This is a genomic window from Micromonospora sp. NPDC048909, from assembly GCF_040649635.1.
In the GTDB taxonomy this organism is placed as follows: domain Bacteria; phylum Actinomycetota; class Actinomycetes; order Mycobacteriales; family Micromonosporaceae; genus Micromonospora.
The window spans coordinates 476,264-494,249 of record NZ_JBEZFU010000001.1; the positions used below are offsets into that span (position 1 = coordinate 476,264).

Here is a 17,986-nt window from a genome sequence, read left to right on the forward strand (position 1 = left end):
GTGCGGCATGCGGATCGTGGTGGTGGGGGCGAGCGGCAACGCGGGTACAGCCCTGTTGCGCCGGCTGCGCCGGGAGCGGGGGGTTGAGCTGGCCGGGGTGGCCCGTCGCCTGCCCGGCCCGGACGCGGGTGAGCCGTACGACCAGGTGGAGTGGCACTCCTGTGACGTGGGCCTGCCGGGCGCGGCGGAGCAGCTCGCCGAGGTCTTCACCGGCGCGCACGCGGTCGTGCACCTGGCCTGGCAGATCCAGCCCAGTCACAACCAGCGGGTGCTGCACCGGACCAACGTCGGCGGCAGCCAGGCGGTGATCGACGCGGTGGTCCGGGCCCGGGTGCCGGCCCTGGTGTACGCCTCGTCGGTCGGCGTCTACGCGCCCGGCCCGAAGGACCACCCGGTCAGCGAGCGCTGGCCGGCGACCGGCGTGCCCGAATCGTCGTACAGCCGGGACAAGGCGGAGGTGGAGGCGCTGCTCGACCGGGCGGAGCGCGAGCACCCGGAGCTGCGGGTGGTACGGATGCGGCCCGGCCTCAACTTCCAGCGCGACGCGGGCACCGAGATCAGCCGCTACTTCCTCGGCCCGTTCGTGCCGGTGCAGCTGCTCAGGTACAACCGGATCCCGCTGGTGCCGACGCACCGCCGGCTGCGGATGCAGGCCGTACACACCGACGACGTCGCGGAGGCGTACGCCCGAGCGGTGCTGGGCGACGCGCGCGGCGCCTTCAACCTGGCCGCGGACCCGGTGCTGACCCCGGAGCTGGTGGCCCGGCACTTCCACGGCTGGACGGTGCCGGTGGCCGCACCGCTGCTGCGCGGCGCGGCGGCCCTGACCTGGCACGCCCGGCTGCAACCAGTCGACGCGGGCTGGGTGGCGCTGGCGCTGAACGCGCCGTTGATGTCGAGCGAGCGGGCGGAGGCCGAGCTGGGCTGGGAGCCGGCGATCGACGCGCTCACCGCGCTGCGGCAACTCTTCCTCGGCATGGCCGAGCGCGGCCACACGGCCAGCCCGCCGATGTCCGCCGCCGCCACCCTCCCCGGCCGCCTGGGTGCCCTACTGAAGGCCCGCCCCGCCGGCCAGGGCAATCCCTACTGAGACCGGTCAGCTGAGTTTCGAGCCGGGGGTGCTGGGGTTGCGGGCGCCCAGGAAGAAGATGCCGGGATAGCCGCGGGTCTCGAACTTGCCGCTCGGATTGCGGCGCAGGGTGGACTCCTCGATCGTCATGGTTCCGGTGCGGTCGTTGCTGACGAAGAAGATCGCGCCGCCGCCCTCGTTGGCCCGGTTCTTCTCGATCACCGTGCCGGCGATCCGGACGGTGAACCGGTTGCCGTCGCAGTAGATCGCCCCGCCGCTGCCGCCGCCGGGCGTGCCGGCCTTCGCCGGGTTGGCGCCGTTGCCGATCGCCTCGTTGCCGGTGAAGAGGCTGTTCAGCACGGTCCACGAGACGCCGATGCTGCTCAGCGCCCCGCCGTTGGCGCAGGAGCCGCGGTCGAAGGTGCTGTTCACCACGTACACCGGCTTGTTCTCGTACTGGCTGAGCACCCGCAGCGCGGCGCCGCCCAGGTCGGGCCCGGTCCGGTCGCAGCGGTTGCGGACGAAGCGCGAGTTGACCACCTTGACCCGCCCGCCCCGGACGAAGATCGCCCCGCCTCCACCACCCTCGGCCTTCTGGCCGGTGGAGTTGCCCTCGGTGAAGGTGAGGTTCTGCACGGTGAGCTGCGGGTGGTCCTGGTTCTGGCAGTGCGAGGTGGTCCAGCCCTGGGCGCCGTCGCAGGTGTTCATGTAGAGGATCCGGCGCTGACCCTGCCCGCTGAGGGTGACCTTGCCGCCGCCGTCGAGCACCACCTTCGGCCCGTTGGCGTTGCGCACCTTGGCGGTGGCGGTCATCTTGATCGTCACCGGGTCCGGCCCGCAGTTGAAGGTGATGATGCCGCCGGCCGCGACCGCCTTCACCACGGCGGCCGAGGTGCAGCTCGCCGGGGTGCCCGTGCCGACCCTGCGGCTCGGCCGGGAGGTGTCCACCGCCCGTCCCTCGGCGGGCACCGCCGCGTCGCCGGCCGGGTTGCCGGCCCGGAACGAGGTCGCGGGCTTCCGCGACGGGCTCGGGCTCGCACCCGGGCCACCGAGACCCGTCCGGTTCACTCCGGCAGCGGGTTGGTCGCCGGTGGGCAGGTCGCCGGTCGCCGAGGGCGCGGCGGCCGGCGGGCCGGCGTCGCGATCGGACGAGCCGCAGCCCGGCAGGGTGGCGGCGGCGACCCCGAGGGCGAGCAGAACGGTGACGGTCTTCAGGCGCACCCCACGATGCTAGGACCGGCGCGGTGCCGGACCCGCCACGCCGGGCCGGCGGATCAGAAGTCGGCGAAGAGGTACGGCACCTGGCGCGGAAAGATCCGGCGCAGCTCGGCGGCCGCCTCCACCGACACCTCGCCGAGCCCGCGCAGCGGCACCTCGGCCGGGTCGAGCACCCCGTACGCCAGGGCGGAGAGTCCGGCGGCGGTGAGCGTGGCGTCCGGCACCGGACCAGCGACGGCCGTCCCCTTGAGCAGCTCCAGCGAGCCGGTGCTGCCGTCCATCAGGTAGGTGCCGGCGAGCCAGCGGTCCCCGGTCAGCTCGACCCGCACCCGTCCCGGGCCGGCGGGCAGCCCGGCCAGCGCGTCCATCGAGAGCAGCCGGGCCATCGGGGCCGAGGAGCCCGGCCGGGCCACCCGAGCCTCGACGTGCACGGCCAGGTCGGTGAGCCAGAGCTCGGGCAGCTCGTCGGCGGCGACCTGGACGCTGATCCGGTCCACCTGGTCGACGTGCCGGGCGAAGAACTGCAACATCAGCGCCCGCGCGAGCGGGTCGTCGGCGAGCAGGTCGTCGGCGGCCAGCTCACCGCCGTGGTCGTCGATCCGGTACGTCACCGCGCCGGTCACCACGCCGTCGACCCGGGCGGTGAGCAGCCAGCGCTCGTCCCGATCGCGCAGCCCGACGTCCCGGTAGTCGGGGAAGACCGCGAAGCCGTGCCGCTCGCGCAGGCAGCGCTCGGTGAACTCACGCCAGGCCGGGTAGCCGGCGCCGATCCGCTCCCAGCTCACCTCACCGGGCAGGTCGGCGCGGAGCAGCGGGCCGAGGTCGGCCGGCGAGAAGGTGGCGGTACGCGGCTTGGGCAGCCCGACGTAGCCGAACTTCGCGTAGAAGCTGGGCCGGAACGGGTAGAGCGCGGTCAGCGGGTGCCCCTCGTCGCGCATCTCGTCGAGGAGCTGGTGCAGCAGTGTCCGGACGTGCCCCTGCCGGCGGGCCAGCGGGTGGCTGGCCACCCCGGCGACGCCGGCCATCGGCAGCACGGCGCCGCGCAGGTTCTGCCGCATCGGGATGGCCGAGGCGGCGGCCAGCGTGGTGCCGTCCTCCTCGACGATCAGCGTCCGGTTGCCCTCGTTGTACGGCAGGTAGCGGGGGAACTCCGCAGCCCGGGTCGCGCTGAGCGGCGACGGCTCGAAGGCGTACGCGGAGAGCGGGAAGCTGGTGATCAGGCGCTCCTCGGAACCCACCCGGCGGACCGCCACGTCAGGACACCAGGGTGACGTCGGCGACCACCACGGTCACGTTGTCCGGCGCGCCGGCCTGATGGGCGAGCTTGACCAGCTGCTCACCGCAGAGCTGCCGGTCGCCGTACGCGCCGAGGGCCACCGCGATCGCCTCGTCCTCGACGTAGTCGGAGAGGCCGTCGCTGCAGAGCAGCAGCCGGTCGCCGGCCAGCACGGTGAGCGTGCCGATCGCCGGTGGGGCGTCGGCGCCCTGCACCGCCCGGGTCACCAGGGACCGTTGCGGGTGGTGGCGCGCCTGGTCGGGGGTGAGCGCCCCCTGGTCGACCAGCGCCTGGACGAAGGTGTCGTCCCGGGTGAGCTGGGTCAGCTTGTTGTCCCGCAGCAGGTAGCCGCGGGAGTCGCCGACCTGCGCGAGCACCAGCGTCTCACCGGCGAGCAGCGCCGCGGTGAGCGTCGTACCCATGCCTTCCCGGGCGGGGTCGACGGTGATGGCGGCGTGGATGCGCCGGTTGGCGGTGCTCACCGCGGCGCGCAGCGCCTCCTCGGCCTCGCCCGGGTCGGTCGGCGGAGTCAGCTCGTCCAGGATCCGGATGACGATCTCGCTCGCCACCTCGCCCGCGGGCAGGCCGCCCATACCGTCGGCGACGGCGACCAGCCGGTCACCGGCGAGAGCGGAGTCCTCGTTGTTGGTCCGGACGAGACCGATGTCGTTGAGGATGGCCGAGCGGAGGATCAGCGTCATAGGGTCAAGCTTGCCAAGAACACCCCACCGCCGTCTCTACGCACTACTACGTAGGGTTGAGGAATGATGCCGGTGTCCATGGTCGGCCGCGCCGGTGAGCTGGCTGAGCTCGACCGGGCCTGGTCCATCCTGGCCGCCGATCGGCGGCCGGCGCCGACCGTCGCGGTGATCACCGGAGCCGCCGGGGTGGGCAAGAGTCTGCTGGTCGCGGCGGCCCTGGACGGCTTCGCCCCGCGCCCGGCGGTGGTCCTCTCCGGTGCCGCCCGGGTGCACAGCCCCGCCCCCTACGACTGGCTGGCGGCGGTGCTCAGTGGGCGGGACACCAGCCGGTTGGATCTGCCGCCGGACGCGTTGGCCTGGCTGGCCCAGCAACCGACCGCGCCCCGCGAGCGCTACGCCCCGGGCACCCTGCTGCGCCTCGCCGTGCGTACCGTCCGCCTGCTCGTGGGCGCCGGCCCGGCCGTGCTGGTGGTGGAGGACCTGCACTCGCTCGACCCGGCGAGCCTGAACCTGATCGGCGAGCTGGCCACCGCCGCCGACCTGCCCGCGCTGCTGATGGTGGCGACCCGGCCCACGGCGGAGTCGGTGGCGCCGGATCTCGCGGTCCGCGCGCTGTCTCGGCTCTGCGGGGTACGCGGCGCGGTCCGCCAGCACCTCGGGCCGCTGTGCCCGGCCGAGGTCGCCGAGGTGCTGAGCCAGGTGTACGCCGGATCGCGCCCGTCCGGGCGACTGGTGGCCGCGGTCTGGCGGCGGACCGGCGGCAACCCGTACGCGTTGACCGAGCTGCTCGCCGCGCACGCCGGTCAGTCCCCGGACGCCCTGCTCCGGCCGGCCCCGGCGCAACATCCACCGGTGCCGCGCCCACCGGCGCACCGCCGGCCGGCGTCCCGCCCGGCCGCGCCGGACGAGGCCGAGCTGACCGGCCGGGAGGTCGAGGTGCTCGGCTGCCTGGTCGCCGGGATGTCCAACAAGCAGGCCGCGAAGGCGCTCGGCATCTCGGTGCGGACGGTCACCGTGCACGTGTCCAACCTGCTGCGCAAGACCGGGTCGGCGTCCCGTACCGAGGTCGCGCTCTGGGCCGTGCAGCACCGGCTCCAGGTGCGGACGCCGGTCGACGGCTGATCAGGCGCGCGGGTAGCGCAGCAGCAGACTGGCGGCGACCTCCTCGTCGCCCACCGCCGTGTAGCTGTGCGGCACGTCCGAGGTCCAGCGCAGGTGTCCGCCGGCGGCCGCGGTGAGCGGCGCGTCCACCGGGCCGGCGCGGAGCACTCCGGTGAAGACCGTGACGTGCTCGGTGACGCCGGGCTGGTGCGCGGGGGAGAGCTGCCCCGGGCCGGGCGTCACCCGCATCCGGTACAGCTCGTAGGTCGCGTCGGTGTCGGTGAAGACCTCGAGCAGGGTGGCGTGCACCGCCGCCCCGCTGACCGTCGGCGTCGCGGCGGGCTCGGCGAGTACGGCGGTGAGCGGCACGCCGAGCTGGGCGGTGACCGCGTAGAGCGTCTCCAGCGTCGGGTTGCGGGTGCCGTTCTCCAGGCCGGAGAGGGTCGCCTTGCCCACCCCGGCCAGCCGGGCCAGCGCGGAGAGCGAGATCCCCCGCTCCTCGCGCAGGCTGCGGACCCGCCCGCCGATCACCGTCGGGTCGGCGTCGAGGGCACGGCGGTGCGCTGGTGGCGGCTGGGGCACCCCGCTATGGTGCTACAGACCATCGTTCCGTAAACGGAACACCGTGGCGGAAGGGTGGACAGATGGCCGGAAGGACCCAACCGGTGCTGGCCGGTGTGGTGACCGCGCTGGTCGGCTTCGCCAGCTCGTTCACCGTCGTGCTGGCCGGCCTGCGGGCCGCCGGGGCCAGCGCCGAGCAGGCCGCGTCGGGGCTGCTGGCGCTCTGCGTGGCGTCCGGGCTCGCCGCCGCCTGGCTGGGCCTGAGGTACCGGCTGCCGATGAGCATCGCCTGGTCCACGCCGGGCGCGGCGCTGCTGGTCGCGACCGGGCCGATGCCGGGCGGCTGGCCGGTCGCCGTCGGCGCGTTCCTCGTCTCCGGCCTGCTGATCGTGGCTGCCGGGCTGGTGCCGCCGCTGGGCCGGGCGGTGGCGGCCATCCCCAAGCCGGTGGCCGGCGCGATGCTCGCGGGCGTCCTGCTGCCGCTCTGCACCGCACCGGTGCGCGCCCTGGTCGAGGTGCCCCGCCTGGCCGGCCCGGTGGTCGTCGCCTGGCTGCTGCTGCACCGGTACGCGCGCCGCTGGGCGGTGCCCGGCGCGCTGGTGGTCGCGGTGCTGGCGATCGCGTCGAGTTCCACCGGCGGACGCCTCGGCGCGGTCGGGCTGCGGCCGGTGGTCGAGCTGACCCCGCCGGCCTGGAGCGTGTCCGCACTGGTCGGCCTCGCGCTGCCGCTCTTCCTGGTCACCATGGCCGCGCAGAACGTGCCGGGCACGGCGGTCCTGGTCGGCTACGGCTACCGGCCGCCGTTCAACGCCGCGTTGCGGGCCACCGGCCTGGTCAGCGTGCTGGCCGCCCCGGCCGGCGGGCACGCGGTGAACCTGGCGGCGATCACCGCCGCGCTGGCCGCCGGCCCGGACGCCCATCCCGATCCGGACCGGCGGTGGATCGCCTCGGTCACGGCCGGCGCCGGGCTCGCCCTGCTCGGGCTGGGCGCCGGCGCGGCCACCGCGCTGGTGGCGGTCGCGCCGCCGGTACTGATCGAGGCGGTCGCCGGGCTGGCCCTGCTCGGCGCGCTGGCCACTGCGCTCGCTTCGGCGCTGGCCGAGCCGGCGGGGCGCGAGGCCGCCGTGGTGACCTTCGTGGTCACCGCGTCCGGGGTCACCCTGGTCGGCATCGGCGGCGCATTCTGGGGGCTGGTTGCCGGCTGCCTGATGCTCCTGCTCTTCCGCCGCCGCCCCGCCGCCCCGCAGCCGGACTTGGCCGTCCCGCAGCCGGACCCTGCCGCCCCGCGGGCGGACCACGCTGCCCCTGAGCCGGACAAGGACTCCCGGTCGGAGCCCGAGACGGTGGCGGAGTCACCGCTTTCCGATCTCCGCACACGGTCGAGCTGACGGCCGCACCGCTCGGCGCGCGCCAGCCGTCAGCCGTCGGCTCGGCCGTCGGTCGGTCTTCGGGCGTCGGTCTTCGGGCGGGCGGTCAGCTTCGCGTTCCTCCGGAGCTGAATCGTCTACGACATCACGCCGCGAGACGGCGGCCGGCAGCGGCGGGCCGCCCGGGAACGCAGCCCGAGCAGCCGGGCAACCTTGTTGGCTGGCCGCTGTCGAACTGCCCCAGATTTGGGACGCGGGGCCCACCGGGTCGGTGTGCGGGTCAGCTGGCCCCCGCCTCGACAGCGACCGCCATGAGCCGAAGGCGTACCCCGGTGACGTTGGTTTCCACGGCGCGGCGCAGGGCCTGGGCGTTCTCCAGCGTGTCGAGGACGACCAGCGCGTGCTCGATCGCCGGGTCGTCCTCGTCCGCTCCCCACGAGCCGCGGACGAACCCCGGGCTCTGCCGGACCACCTGGGCCATGTGCTCGAACCGGGCCCGCCGCTCCGCCGGCTCGCCGGCCTCGCCCTGCTGCTCTCCGATCAACATGTACATGGCTCCACCATAGATACACGCTCCGTCGCGCCCCACCGTGCGCGCGCCGCGTCCGCACCCACTGCGCGCAGCCGTACCGTGCCGCTGCCTTGCGGTGCCACCGCCCCGCACCGCGCCGTGCCGCCGTGCCGCCGCGCCGCCGCGCCGTGCCGGCCGTGCCGCCCTGCGCGAGTGCCGCCGCGCCACCGTGCCGGACGTCGTGGGGTGCCCGGCGCGCCGCCCGCGCCGCGCCGCGCCGCCGCCCCGCGCCTTTCGCGCGCCGTTCCGGTGATGCGTCTACGACATCAGCTCGAAAGGAGCGGCCGGACAAGTAGCGCGGCCGGCCGGAGCCAGCCGGGCGCACCAGCCGGCTCCGGTCGGGTCGGCGGTCACGAGCGCCGTGCCGGGGGTGGGGCGGGGGCGAGCGGCGCGCCTGTGCCGCGCGATGCATGGTGGCCCAGATATGGGGCAGTTCGACAGGACCGCCGGCACTACCGACCACCGGACCCTCGCCGACGGGTCGGTCACTCCTCGGCCGGCAGCTCCGTCACCGGTACGTCGAGGCGGACCCGGCCGTCGGTGACGGTGGCGATCCGCTCGGCGGGCACGTAGACCGCGCCCGCGCCGGTCGGTTCGGTGGTGACCTTCAGGTAGCCGCCGTGCAGCAGCCGGGCCGCCAGGTCGGCCGGCACGTCCGGCTCCTCCACCGCGGTCGACTCGATCAGCTCGTCCAGGCTGCTGCCCGGGTCGGCGGTCGGCGCCTGCACGGTCACCGCGTTCGGGTCGGCTCGCTGGACGAGGTCGACGGTGCCGACCTCGGTGCCGGCGGCATCGACCACCGGCATGCCGGTGGTGACCCGGGAGATGGTGGTCTGCTGGTTCATCCTGCGGCGGTTCCCGGGGCGGCGTGCCGCTAAACGCCGCCCCGTGCGGGCCGCGCGGCTCAGATGGTCGGTTGGGTCCAGCCGCCCGGCGGCCGGGGGGAGAGCTCGCGCCAGGTGTCGGTGCCTTCGAGCAACGCCCGGACCGTCTCCTCTGCCTCGTCCGCACTGCCGTGCTCGTAGAAGCGGGAGATGCCCTCGGCGCCGCCGGCCCGCTGCTCGACGTGCCACCGGTCGCCGTCCACCCGCAGGAAGACGTCCCGCCGTGCCAGCCGCCCCCACTTCCCGTTCCACCAGTGCTTTCGCTGCTCCATGCGCGGACTCTATCGAACACACGTACGAGAAAGTGCGGCCCCTGCGGGAATCCCGCAGGGGCCGATGTGCTGGTGCCGGGTTCAGCGCTGGGTGGGCGGTTCGTGCCGTCGACCGAGCACGTCGTCGAGCGCGCCGCGCTGCTGCACCGGCGTCTGGTGGCCGGCCGCGACCAGGGCGTCCCGGATCTCGGTGAGCAGCTTGACCTCCTCGCTCGGCGCCGCGGGCGGCGGCTCCTCGCCCCGCCGGCGCCGCTCGGCCAGCCGGTTCATCGGGTAGACGACCAGGAAGTACAGCGCCGCCGCGGTGAGCAGGAAGGTGATCACCGCGTTGACGAAGGCGATCCAGTCGAACGGGATGCCGCGGAACGCGGGTGCGGTGCCGGCGAGACCCTTGTCGCTGCCGGTGATCAGCAGCACGAAGACCCGGATCAGCGGGTCCAGGAACGACTTGGTGAGCTGGGTGACCACGCCGGTGAACGCGGCACCGATGACGACACCGACTGCCAGGTCGACCACGTTGCCGCGCATGATGAAGTCTTTGAAGCCCTTGAGCATCCGTACTCCCGTGCTGTCCGGTTTTCCGTCCGGGACAACCTATGCCCCCGCAGCGGGCTCCAGAAAAGCGCCGGCCTCGCGGGCCGCCAGCTCGGGATCGCCGGCCCGGATCGCGTCCACCAGCCGGGAATGGTCGACGTGGCGCTCGGGCACCAGGGCGTCACCCATCGCCTGGGCGACGGTGCTGCGCAGGGCGGTGCCGACCGAGGCATAGAGCTCGGCGAGCATGGCGTTGTGCGCGGCGGCCACCACCGCGGTGTGCAGCGCGGCGTCGGCCTCGACGAACTCGTCGACCCGGCCGCCGTCCCAGGCCGCCTCGCGGGCGGCGAGCGCGCCGTCGAGCGTGGCCAGGTCCTCGGGCGTACGCCGGCGCGCGGCCAGCCGGGCGGCCTCCACCTCGAAGGCGCGCCGCACCTCGATCACCTCGGCCATCCGGTCGTCGGTGAGCCGGCGGGCCACCACCGGCGCCAGCTCGTCGGTCGACACCACGTACGTCCCCGAGCCCTGCCGACACTCCAGCACTCCCGCGTGCACCAGCGCGCGGACCGCCTCGCGGACGGTGTTGCGCCCCACCCCGAGCGCCGCGACCAACTGCGGCTCGGTCGGGATCCGACCGCCGATCGGCCACTCGCCGCCCAGGATCCGCTCCCGGAGCTGGGCGGTCGTCTGACGTACCCGGTGGCCGCGCGGCGGCACCGGCACGGAATCGAACGACGGTGGCACTGGTTACATCACCGGCCCGTAATTCATCCCATGATTGTAGGTTCATCAGCATGACCCCGCCACCGACCGCCACCGCGGACCAGACCCGCGCCCCCGCTGACGCCCCGCCAGCCGGCTCGGGTCCGGTGCCGACCCGGCCGGTCAACTCGGCCGGTCCCCTGGCCGGCGGCGCCCTGGTGCTGGTCGGGATGCTGCTCGTGGCGCTCAACCTGCGCGTCGCGATCACCAGCCTCGGCGCCCTGCTCGACGAGGTTCGCGACGGTCTCGGGCTCTCCGGCGCGATGGCCGGGGTCGTCACCACGCTGCCCACCCTCGCCTTCGCCGTCTTCGGCGCGCTCACCCCGCGGCTGATCCGTCGATACACCCCGGCCCGGGTGCTGCTGGTGGCGATGTTCGTGCTCGCCGCCGGTCAGCTGGTCCGGGTGGGCACCGACTCCGCAGCGGTCTTCCTGGCCGGCAGTGCCCTGGCGCTCGGCGGGATCGCGGTGGCGAACGTGCTGCTGCCGATGCTGGTGAAGCAGTACTTCCCGAACCGGATCGGTCTGATCACCGGGGTGTACTCGATGACGCTCACGGTGGGCGCCGCGACGGCCGCCGCCGCGGCGGTGCCGGTCGCGCACGTGCTCGGCTCGTGGCAGGCCGGGCTCGCCGTCTGGGCCGGGCTGGCCGCGGTGGCCGTACTCCCGTGGGTGCCCCTGGCGCTGCGGACGCGCGGGGCCCGGCGGGCCGCCACCCCGACGGAGGCCGGAGCCGCCCGGCGGCGGATCCGCCCCGGGCGGACCCGGCTCGGCTGGGCGATGGCGGTCTACTTCGGGACGCAGTCGCTCGGCGCGTACGCGATCATGGGCTGGTTGGCCCAGATCTTCCGGGACGCCGGCTACCGGCCACAGGACGCTGGTCTGCTGCTCGCCCTGGGTACCGCGCTGGGTGTGCCGATCGCGTTGGTGATGCCGACCCTCGCCGGCCGGCTGCGCTCGCTGCGTCCGCTGATGCTGACGCTCTCCGCCGCGATGGCGCTCGCGTACCTCGGGATGGCGCTGGCGCCGCACGGCGGCGCGCTGCTGTGGGTGGTGCTGTTGGCGATCGGGCAGAGCGCCTTCCCGCTGATCCTGGCCGTCATCGGGCTGCGGGCCCGGACGGCCGAGGGAACGGTCGCGCTCTCCGCGTTCACCCAGAGCACCGGGTACCTCATCGGCGGGCTCGGCCCCCTGCTGGTCGGCATCCTCTACGAGGCGACCGCCGGCTGGACCGTGCCGATCGGCTTCCTGCTGGCCGCGCTCGCGGTGCAGACGTGCCTGGGCATGGTGGTGGCTCGTCCCCGGCACATCGAGGACGAGGGCTGAGCGGAACAGCTAGGAGGAGGCGGGCGTCGGGTCGCCGGCGACGGCCTGCTCGACCGTCGGGTAGGTGTGCAGCACCTCGACCAGGCCGCTGACCTCCAGGATGCGCAGCACCCCGCGCTGCGGGGCGGCCAGCCGGACGACGCCGCCCGCCTCGTCGGAGCTGTTCTTGGCCCGCACGAAGACGGACAGCCCGGTGGAGTCGCAGAAGGAGACCTCGGCCAGGTCGAACACCAGGCGACTGCGGCCCTTGTCGAGCAGGTCCGTGATCTGGTCCTGCAACTGCGGTGCGGTCGCCATGTCCAGCTCGCCCGCGACCGACACGACGACCACGTCGCCGCGCTGTTCCGTGTGCACCGTCAAGGACATTCGCCAGACCTCCTGTTATCGGTGGAACGGTATCCCACGACGGGGGTCGGACGCAGAACGGGAGCCGGGATCTGGTGGCCATCGTCATTCCGTTGCTCTGGGACAACTAGTCCGCCAGCACCCGGTGATAGAGTCCGGCCGGTCCAGGTCAAGGGGGTTTGGCAATGGCGTTGAACGCCGAGGAAAGTGGTCGGCTCGCCGTACTGCTCAATGAGCACGCCGAGCGGGTCACCCAGCGCTGGGCGGAGCTCGTCGCGGCGTCGCTGCGCGGCCGGCTCAGTCAGGCCGAGCTGCGCCGGCAGCTGCAGGAGCTGCACCGCGCCATGATCATCGCGGGCGAGCAGGGGACCATCGACCTGGAGGCCGACCGGGCCGCCGAGCTGCGGGCCGTGCTCGCCGAGCTGTCCCGGGGCCGGGCCCGGCAGGGCTTCTCCGCCACCGAGACGGCGATCAGCGTGTTCGCGCTCAAGGACGTGCTGCTGGAGCTGCTGGAAACCGAGGGAAGCGCCACCGCCCTCCGTGACTACGTCGCGTTCTCCGGGCTGGTCGACCAGATGGGCCTCTTCACCTTCGAGACCTTCGTCCGGACCCGCGAGGGTCTGATCGCCGATCAGGCCGAGCAGCTGCTCGAACTCTCCACCCCCGTGGTCAAGCTCTGGGAGGGCGTCGTCGCCGTGCCGCTGGTCGGCACGCTCGACTCGGCGCGGGCCCAAGTGGTGATGGAGCGGCTGCTGCAGACCCTGGTCGACACCAGCTCCCCGTACGCGATCATCGACATCACCGGCGTTCCGGCGGTGGACACCCAGGTCGCCCAGCACATCCTGAAGACCGTGGTGGCCGCCCGGCTGATGGGTGCGGACTGCATCATCTCCGGCATCCGCCCACAGATCGCCCAGACCATCGTGGCGCTCGGCATCGAGTTCGGTGACATCGCCACCAAGGCGAGCCTCGCCGACGCGCTGCGGCACGTGCTCCGCCTCTCCGGCGTCGAGACCGCGCGCCGACAGTCACGTCGGGACGCCTGATGGAGCGGGTGCCGATCCTCAAGATCGGCGACATCCTGCTCGTCTCCATCCAGGTCGACATGTCCGACCAGACCGCGGTCCAGCTCCAGGAGGATCTCGCCGAACGGATCGTGGCGACCGGTTGCCACGGCGTGATCATCGACATCACGGCGCTGGACATCGTCGACTCCTTCGTCGGCCGGATGCTCTCCACCATCGCCTCGATCTCCAAGGTGCTCGACGCCGAGACCGTGGTGGTCGGGATGCGCCCGGCGGTCGCCATCACGCTGGTCGAGCTGGGGCTGTCGCTCAACGGCATCCGGACGGCGCTCAACGTGGAACGGGGCATGGACCTGATCGCGGCCGCGCACGCCGACGAGCACGAACAGGCCGCGCTCGAGGACGAGGTGGACGCCGAGACGACGGCCACGTCATGACCGCCGGCATCGACCTGGGCCACCCGCAGGCACAGGCGATCCAGAGCGACGAGGACGTGGTCCGCGTCCGGCAGCTGGTCCGGACGGTGGCAGTGGCCGTGAAGCTCTCGCTGGTCGACCAGACGAAACTGGTCACCGCGGCCAGCGAGCTGGCCCGCAACACCCTGGTCTACGGCGGCGGGGGCAGTGTCGAGGTGACGACCGTGGACAACGGCCGGCGCCGCGGGGTACGCATCGTCTTCGCCGACTCCGGGCCCGGCATCGCCGACCTCGACCTCGCGCTCACCGACGGCTACACCACCGGTGGCGGCCTCGGCCTCGGGTTGAGCGGCGCGCGCCGGCTCGTCGACGAGTTCGACATCGAGACCGGAGTCGGGGCGGGCACCCGGATCACGGTAACCAAGTGGTCTCGATGACCGAGGACGCGATCACCGATCGCGGAGTCTGGTTCCGGGTGGAGTCGGGCGGCACGGGCGGCACCGTCCGGCGGACCGCCGAGCGCCTCGGCCGCCAGCTGGAGCTGGGCGAGGCGCGCACCGCCGACCTCGCCATCGTCGCCGCCGAGCTGACCAGCAACCTGGTCAAGCACGCCGACGAGGGGGTGCTGCTGCTCCGCCCGATACGACGCGAGCGGGAGGCCGGCGTTGAGCTGGTCGCCATCGACTCGGGGCCTGGCATGGCCGACCTCACCGTCTCCTCGCGCGACGGGCACTCCACCGTCGGCACCCTCGGCATCGGCCTCGGCGCGATCGTCCGGCAGGCCAGCTGGTTCGACGGCTACTCGCTCCCGGCCCGGGGCACCGTCCTCGCCGTGCAGGTCTGGCCGTCCGGCGCTGACGCCCCACGCTGGGCCGCCGGGCTGACCCGGCCGATCACCGGCGAGACGGTCAGCGGCGACGGGTTTGCCGTCCGGGTGGCCGAGGGACGCCGGCAGGTGCTGGTCAGCGACGGCCTGGGGCACGGCCCGCTGGCCTCCGCCGCCAGCGACGCGGCCATCGCCGCCTTCCATGGCGCGCCGGCCGGCCCGCCGGCCGCGGTGGTCCAGCACCTGCACCGGTCGATGTCGCACACCCGGGGGGCCGCGCTGGCGGTGGCCGAGCTGGACCCACCGGCCGGTGTGCTGCACTACGCCGGGCTGGGCAACATCTCGGCGCAGGTGGTCACCGCGGGCGGCCGGCGTCGGGGGCTGGTCTCCCTGCCGGGCATCGCCGGGCACCAGCGGCCGGTGGTACGGGAGTACGACTACCCCCTCGAGCCGGGCGATCTGCTGGTGATGCACAGTGACGGGGTGGTGGACCGGTGGCAGCTGGACGACTACCCGGGACTGGCCGAGCGCTCGTCCCTGGTGGTCGCGGCGACGCTGCTGCGTGACGCCGGCACCCGGCGCGACGACGCCTGCGTGCTGGTCGCGAGGGCGACAGCATGACCGGGCAGCTCGACCGCCCGCCGCTGCTCCAGATGGCGCTGCGGGTCGAGCACGACATCTTCGTGGTCCGCCAGCGCGGCCGGGAGGTGGCCGCGGCGGTCGGGCTGGAGCACCAGGACCAGGTCCGGATCGCCACCGCGCTCAGCGAGGTGGCCCGGGATCTGCTGCGCGCGGTCGGTGGCGCGGAGGTCAGCTTCCACGTCGACGACGGCCCGGACGGCCGGTGCCACCTGCGGGTGGACCTGCTTCCGGTCGGCCCGCTGCCCGCTGAGCGGTACGAGCCGCAATCCGCCGCGGTGGCGCGGCTGGTGGACAGCCTAGGCACGATCCGGCTCGGTCGGGATACGGTCGTGAGGATGTCCCGACGTGTCCCGGTCACCGCGCAGGCGCTGACCCCGGAGCGGCTTGCCGAGCTTCGCGCGGAGCTCGGCCGGAGCGTTCCGGGCAGCGCCCTGGACGAGTTGGCTGCGCAGAACGAACAGCTGATCGCTGCCCTCGACGAGGTGCGCAGCCAGCGCGACGAGCTGGCCGTGCTGAACGAGGAGCTCCAGGAGACCAACCGTGGGGTGATGGCCCTCTACGGGCAGCTCTCCGAGGAGTTGGAGGAGACCAACCGGGGCGTGGTGGCCCTCTACGCCGAGCTGGACGAGAAGTCGGCCCAGCTGCGGGCGGCGAGCGAGTCCAAGAGCCGGTTCCTGGCGAACGTCAGCCACGAGCTGCGGGCCCCGGTGACCGCGATCATCGGGTTGGGCCGGTTGCTCGCCGACTCGTCGTCCGACCCGCTCACCACCGAGCAGGCCCAGCAGGTCGGGCTGATCCGATCCTCCGCGGCCGATCTGCTCACCCTGGTCAACGAACTACTCGACCTGGCCAAGGCGGAGTCGGGCCGGATCGAGCCGGGCTGGGCGCAGGTCGACCTCCGGCCGATCTTCGGGCAGCTCCGCGGCACGCTGCGCGCGCTGGCCACCCGGCCGGAGATGGCGCTGGTGGTGGAGGAGCCGCCGAGCCCCGCCACGCTGCGCACCGACGAGGTGCTGCTCGGCCAGGTGCTGCGCAACCTGCTGCACAACGGGCTGAAGTTCACCGAGCGGGGCGAGGTCCGGCTCCGCGCGGAGCTGCGGGGCGAGCAGTGGTCGCTGACCGTCTCCGACACCGGCCCCGGCATCGCCCCGGAGCTGCACGAACGGATCTTCGAGGAGTTCTACCAGGTCCCGGGGGCGACCCGGGTCGGCGGCACCGGCCTCGGCCTGCCGTACGCCCGGCGGCTGGTCACCCTGCTCGGCGGCACCCTGGAGCTGGCCAGCGAGCCGGGCAAGGGCAGCACCTTCACCGTCACCCTGCCCGTGGGTGGAGCCTGACGTGGAGGCCCAGTCGACGGTGCTGGTGGTCGACGACAGCCGTACCAAGCGCTACCTGCTGGTCAGCTGGCTGACCCGGGCCGGGTTCCGGGTGTTGGAGGCCGAGAACGGCGCCGAGGCGCTGGCCCGGGTCGACATCGACCCGGTCGACCTGGTGGTGCTCGACGTGCGGCTGCCCGACCTGAGCGGCTACGAGGTCTGCGAACGAATCAAGGAAGCGCACCCGGCGATGCCGGTGATCCACGTGTCCGCGCACGCGGTGGACGTGGCGGACCGTGCCCAGGGCCTCACCCGAGGCGCGGACGCGTACCTCGCCGAGCCGATCGAGCCGGAGGAGCTGGTCGCCACCGCGCACGCGGTGCTCCGCTACTACCAGGCCCGGCAGCGGGCCGAGCTGCTCGCCGAACGGCTGCTCGGGCTCGCCGACACCACCGTCGCGGTGCACACCGCGCCGAACTTCACCCGGTTGTTGCAGGAGGCCGCGGCCGGCGCGGCGCAGATCTTCAAGAGCCCGGCCGCGGTGGTGGCGGAGACCTTCGACGGTGACTGCCTCGCCGGGATCGCGGCGGGCCCCGGCTCCGAGGCGACGATCGTGCCGTGGGTCGTCGACGACACGGGGGTGCCGATCGGCGCGACGGTCCGGGTCACCGACCCGGCCGAGTGGGGGCTGGTCGACTGGCCGGCCGACGACACGGTGACGGTGGCCGCCGCCCGGCTGCGCACCGACCGCGCGCCGCTCTACGTCGTGGTGCCCACCAGCACGCAGACCGCCCGGACACCGGTGCTGGTGCAGCTGGCCCAGGCAGTGGCGGCGGCGGTGGAGGCGCAGCGCTCCTTCGACGAGGAGCACCGGATCGCGGTCACCCTCCAGCGCAGCCTGCTGCCCCGTCGGATCCCCGAGATCAACGGTCTGGACCTGGCGGTGCGCTACGAACCGGCCAGCGCGCAGACCGAGGTGGGTGGCGACTTCTACGAGCTGGTGATGCTCGACGGGCACCTGCTGCTGGCCATCGGTGACGTGGCCGGGCACTCGCTGCACGCGGCGACGGTGATGGCCGAGCTACGGCACGCCGTCCGGGCGTACGCGGTGGAGGGGCACCAGCCGGGGGCGATCCTGCACCGGGTCAACGAGCTGATGCGCACCCTGCTCCCGAACGAGCTGGCCACCATCTGCGTGCTGCTGCTGCACCCGCCCACCGGGCGGATCCGCCTGGCCAGCGCCGGGCACCTGCCGCCGCTGCTCAGTTTGGAGGGCAAGGTCGAGTTCGTGCAGCACTCGGCGCCGCTGCTCGGTGTGCGTGCCGAGCGTCCGGAGGACCTGGAGTTCGTGCTGCCGGCCGGGGCGACGCTGGTCTTCTACACCGACGGCCTGATCGAGCGGCGGGACGCGACGATCGACGACGGGCTGTCCGCATTGGCCGCCGTCGCCACGCAGGTCGACGACGACCTGGACCGCTTCTGCGAGCGGCTGCTGGTCGAGCTCGCCCCGCCCGAGATCCACGACGACGTCGCGGTGGTCGCCCTGCGCCGTCGCTGAGCTGCGGCGGCGCCGGTTTGCCGGTGCACGCGGACGGTCACCTGCGAAAAATCACGTACGGTGACTGTTGGCGTGAATGCGTAGCGTCACCATAGCCACGTCCCGGCCACACTCCGCCTCTTCCGCTTTGCTCTGCTTCACTATCGGCAACACCGCCCTGAACTGCTGCTGTGGCATTCGCCGCCGTTGAACGTCGCCCGCCGACGATGACCCTCCG

20 protein-coding genes are annotated in these 17,986 nt (G+C 73.7%); 10 read left to right on the forward strand and 10 right to left on the reverse strand.

All coding sequences use genetic code 11. The annotated features are described in order from the left end of the window. The first annotated feature begins 7 nt into the window (after positions 1 to 7). Complete coding sequence (locus AB0C04_RS02325) at positions 8 to 1,090, forward strand: NAD-dependent epimerase/dehydratase family protein (protein ID WP_357047093.1); 1,083 nt, start codon at positions 8 to 10, stop codon at positions 1,088 to 1,090. Between the two features lie 6 nt (positions 1,091 to 1,096). On the opposite strand, the gene AB0C04_RS02330 is transcribed toward AB0C04_RS02325, so the two are convergent. The 3 genes from AB0C04_RS02330 to AB0C04_RS02340 are packed head-to-tail and all read right to left on the reverse strand — an operon-like array spanning position 1,097 to position 4,264. Beyond that, complete coding sequence (locus tag AB0C04_RS02330) at positions 1,097 to 2,290, reverse strand: hypothetical protein (protein WP_357047095.1); 1,194 nt, start codon at positions 2,288 to 2,290, stop codon at positions 1,097 to 1,099. A gap of 53 nt (positions 2,291 to 2,343) precedes the next feature. After that, positions 2,344 to 3,540, reverse strand: a complete 1,197-nt coding sequence (locus tag AB0C04_RS02335; protein WP_357047097.1) for a GNAT family N-acetyltransferase — start codon at positions 3,538 to 3,540, stop codon at positions 2,344 to 2,346. 1 nt (position 3,541) lies between these two features. Continuing rightward, the gene (locus AB0C04_RS02340; protein ID WP_357047099.1) at positions 3,542 to 4,264 is read right to left on the reverse strand and encodes a PP2C family serine/threonine-protein phosphatase; all 723 of its coding nucleotides are present in this window, start codon (positions 4,262 to 4,264) and stop codon (positions 3,542 to 3,544) included. 63 nt (positions 4,265 to 4,327) lie between these two features. On the opposite strand from AB0C04_RS02340, the gene AB0C04_RS02345 reads away from it, so the two are divergent. Further along, the gene (locus AB0C04_RS02345) at positions 4,328 to 5,386 is read left to right on the forward strand and encodes an AAA family ATPase (protein ID WP_357047101.1); all 1,059 of its coding nucleotides are present in this window, start codon (positions 4,328 to 4,330) and stop codon (positions 5,384 to 5,386) included. Here AB0C04_RS02345 and AB0C04_RS02350 read toward each other — a convergent pair whose 3' ends face one another. Beyond that, positions 5,387 to 5,947, reverse strand: coding sequence for a helix-turn-helix domain-containing protein (locus AB0C04_RS02350; RefSeq protein ID WP_357047103.1), 561 nt, complete (start codon positions 5,945 to 5,947; stop codon positions 5,387 to 5,389). 62 nt (positions 5,948 to 6,009) lie between these two features. Here AB0C04_RS02350 and AB0C04_RS02355 point away from each other — a divergent pair, with 62 nt between their 5' ends. Further along, entirely contained in the window at positions 6,010 to 7,314 is a 1,305-nt protein-coding gene (locus AB0C04_RS02355; protein WP_357047105.1) for a benzoate/H(+) symporter BenE family transporter, read from the forward strand. 259 nt (positions 7,315 to 7,573) lie between these two features. Here AB0C04_RS02355 and AB0C04_RS02360 read toward each other — a convergent pair whose 3' ends face one another. From AB0C04_RS02360 to AB0C04_RS02380, 5 genes are all read right to left on the reverse strand, one after another. Then, positions 7,574 to 7,846 carry a hypothetical protein gene (locus AB0C04_RS02360; protein WP_357047108.1) on the reverse strand — a complete coding sequence of 91 codons (273 nt, stop codon included), beginning with the start codon at positions 7,844 to 7,846 and terminating at the stop codon, positions 7,574 to 7,576. A gap of 503 nt (positions 7,847 to 8,349) precedes the next feature. Beyond that, positions 8,350 to 8,709 carry a hypothetical protein gene (locus tag AB0C04_RS02365; RefSeq protein ID WP_357047110.1) on the reverse strand — a complete coding sequence of 120 codons (360 nt, stop codon included), beginning with the start codon at positions 8,707 to 8,709 and terminating at the stop codon, positions 8,350 to 8,352. 59 nt (positions 8,710 to 8,768) lie between these two features. Beyond that, the gene (locus tag AB0C04_RS02370; RefSeq protein ID WP_357047112.1) at positions 8,769 to 9,020 is read right to left on the reverse strand and encodes a hypothetical protein; all 252 of its coding nucleotides are present in this window, start codon (positions 9,018 to 9,020) and stop codon (positions 8,769 to 8,771) included. Between the two features lie 81 nt (positions 9,021 to 9,101). Next, positions 9,102 to 9,575 (reverse strand): large conductance mechanosensitive channel protein MscL, encoded by a 474-nt coding sequence (gene mscL, locus AB0C04_RS02375; protein ID WP_357047114.1) that lies wholly within the window; start codon positions 9,573 to 9,575, stop codon positions 9,102 to 9,104. Between the two features lie 39 nt (positions 9,576 to 9,614). Next, positions 9,615 to 10,298, reverse strand: coding sequence for an FCD domain-containing protein (locus AB0C04_RS02380; RefSeq protein WP_357047116.1), 684 nt, complete (start codon positions 10,296 to 10,298; stop codon positions 9,615 to 9,617). A gap of 50 nt (positions 10,299 to 10,348) precedes the next feature. On the opposite strand from AB0C04_RS02380, the gene AB0C04_RS02385 reads away from it, so the two are divergent. Beyond that, positions 10,349 to 11,641 (forward strand): MFS transporter, encoded by a 1,293-nt coding sequence (locus AB0C04_RS02385; RefSeq protein ID WP_357047118.1) that lies wholly within the window; start codon positions 10,349 to 10,351, stop codon positions 11,639 to 11,641. A gap of 9 nt (positions 11,642 to 11,650) precedes the next feature. Here the strand turns inward: AB0C04_RS02385 and AB0C04_RS02390 are convergent, their stop codons facing one another. Then, on the reverse strand, positions 11,651 to 12,007 hold the full coding sequence (locus AB0C04_RS02390) for an STAS domain-containing protein (RefSeq protein ID WP_350868210.1): 357 nt from the start codon (positions 12,005 to 12,007) through the stop codon (positions 11,651 to 11,653). A gap of 164 nt (positions 12,008 to 12,171) precedes the next feature. Between AB0C04_RS02390 and AB0C04_RS02395 the strand changes: the two genes are divergently transcribed. Genes AB0C04_RS02395 through AB0C04_RS02420 form a run of 6 tightly spaced genes read left to right on the forward strand, consistent with a single transcriptional unit; the run spans position 12,172 to position 17,769 of the window. Then, positions 12,172 to 13,032 carry an STAS domain-containing protein gene (locus tag AB0C04_RS02395; RefSeq protein ID WP_357047121.1) on the forward strand — a complete coding sequence of 287 codons (861 nt, stop codon included), beginning with the start codon at positions 12,172 to 12,174 and terminating at the stop codon, positions 13,030 to 13,032. Continuing rightward, a complete protein-coding gene (locus AB0C04_RS02400; protein ID WP_357047123.1) occupies positions 13,032 to 13,448 on the forward strand; it encodes an STAS domain-containing protein in 417 nt (138 codons plus the stop codon). The genes AB0C04_RS02395 and AB0C04_RS02400 overlap by 1 nt, the downstream gene beginning before the upstream one ends. After that, positions 13,445 to 13,864, forward strand: a complete 420-nt coding sequence (locus tag AB0C04_RS02405) for an ATP-binding protein (protein ID WP_357047125.1) — start codon at positions 13,445 to 13,447, stop codon at positions 13,862 to 13,864. Before AB0C04_RS02400 ends, AB0C04_RS02405 begins: the two co-directional genes overlap by 4 nt. Beyond that, entirely contained in the window at positions 13,861 to 14,874 is a 1,014-nt protein-coding gene (locus AB0C04_RS02410; RefSeq protein WP_357047127.1) for a SpoIIE family protein phosphatase, read from the forward strand. The genes AB0C04_RS02405 and AB0C04_RS02410 overlap by 4 nt, the downstream gene beginning before the upstream one ends. After that, positions 14,871 to 16,232 (forward strand): sensor histidine kinase, encoded by a 1,362-nt coding sequence (locus tag AB0C04_RS02415; RefSeq protein ID WP_357047128.1) that lies wholly within the window; start codon positions 14,871 to 14,873, stop codon positions 16,230 to 16,232. Before AB0C04_RS02410 ends, AB0C04_RS02415 begins: the two co-directional genes overlap by 4 nt. Further along, the gene (locus AB0C04_RS02420) at positions 16,222 to 17,769 is read left to right on the forward strand and encodes a SpoIIE family protein phosphatase (protein ID WP_357047130.1); all 1,548 of its coding nucleotides are present in this window, start codon (positions 16,222 to 16,224) and stop codon (positions 17,767 to 17,769) included. Before AB0C04_RS02415 ends, AB0C04_RS02420 begins: the two co-directional genes overlap by 11 nt. The last annotated feature ends 217 nt before the right edge of the window (positions 17,770 to 17,986 follow it).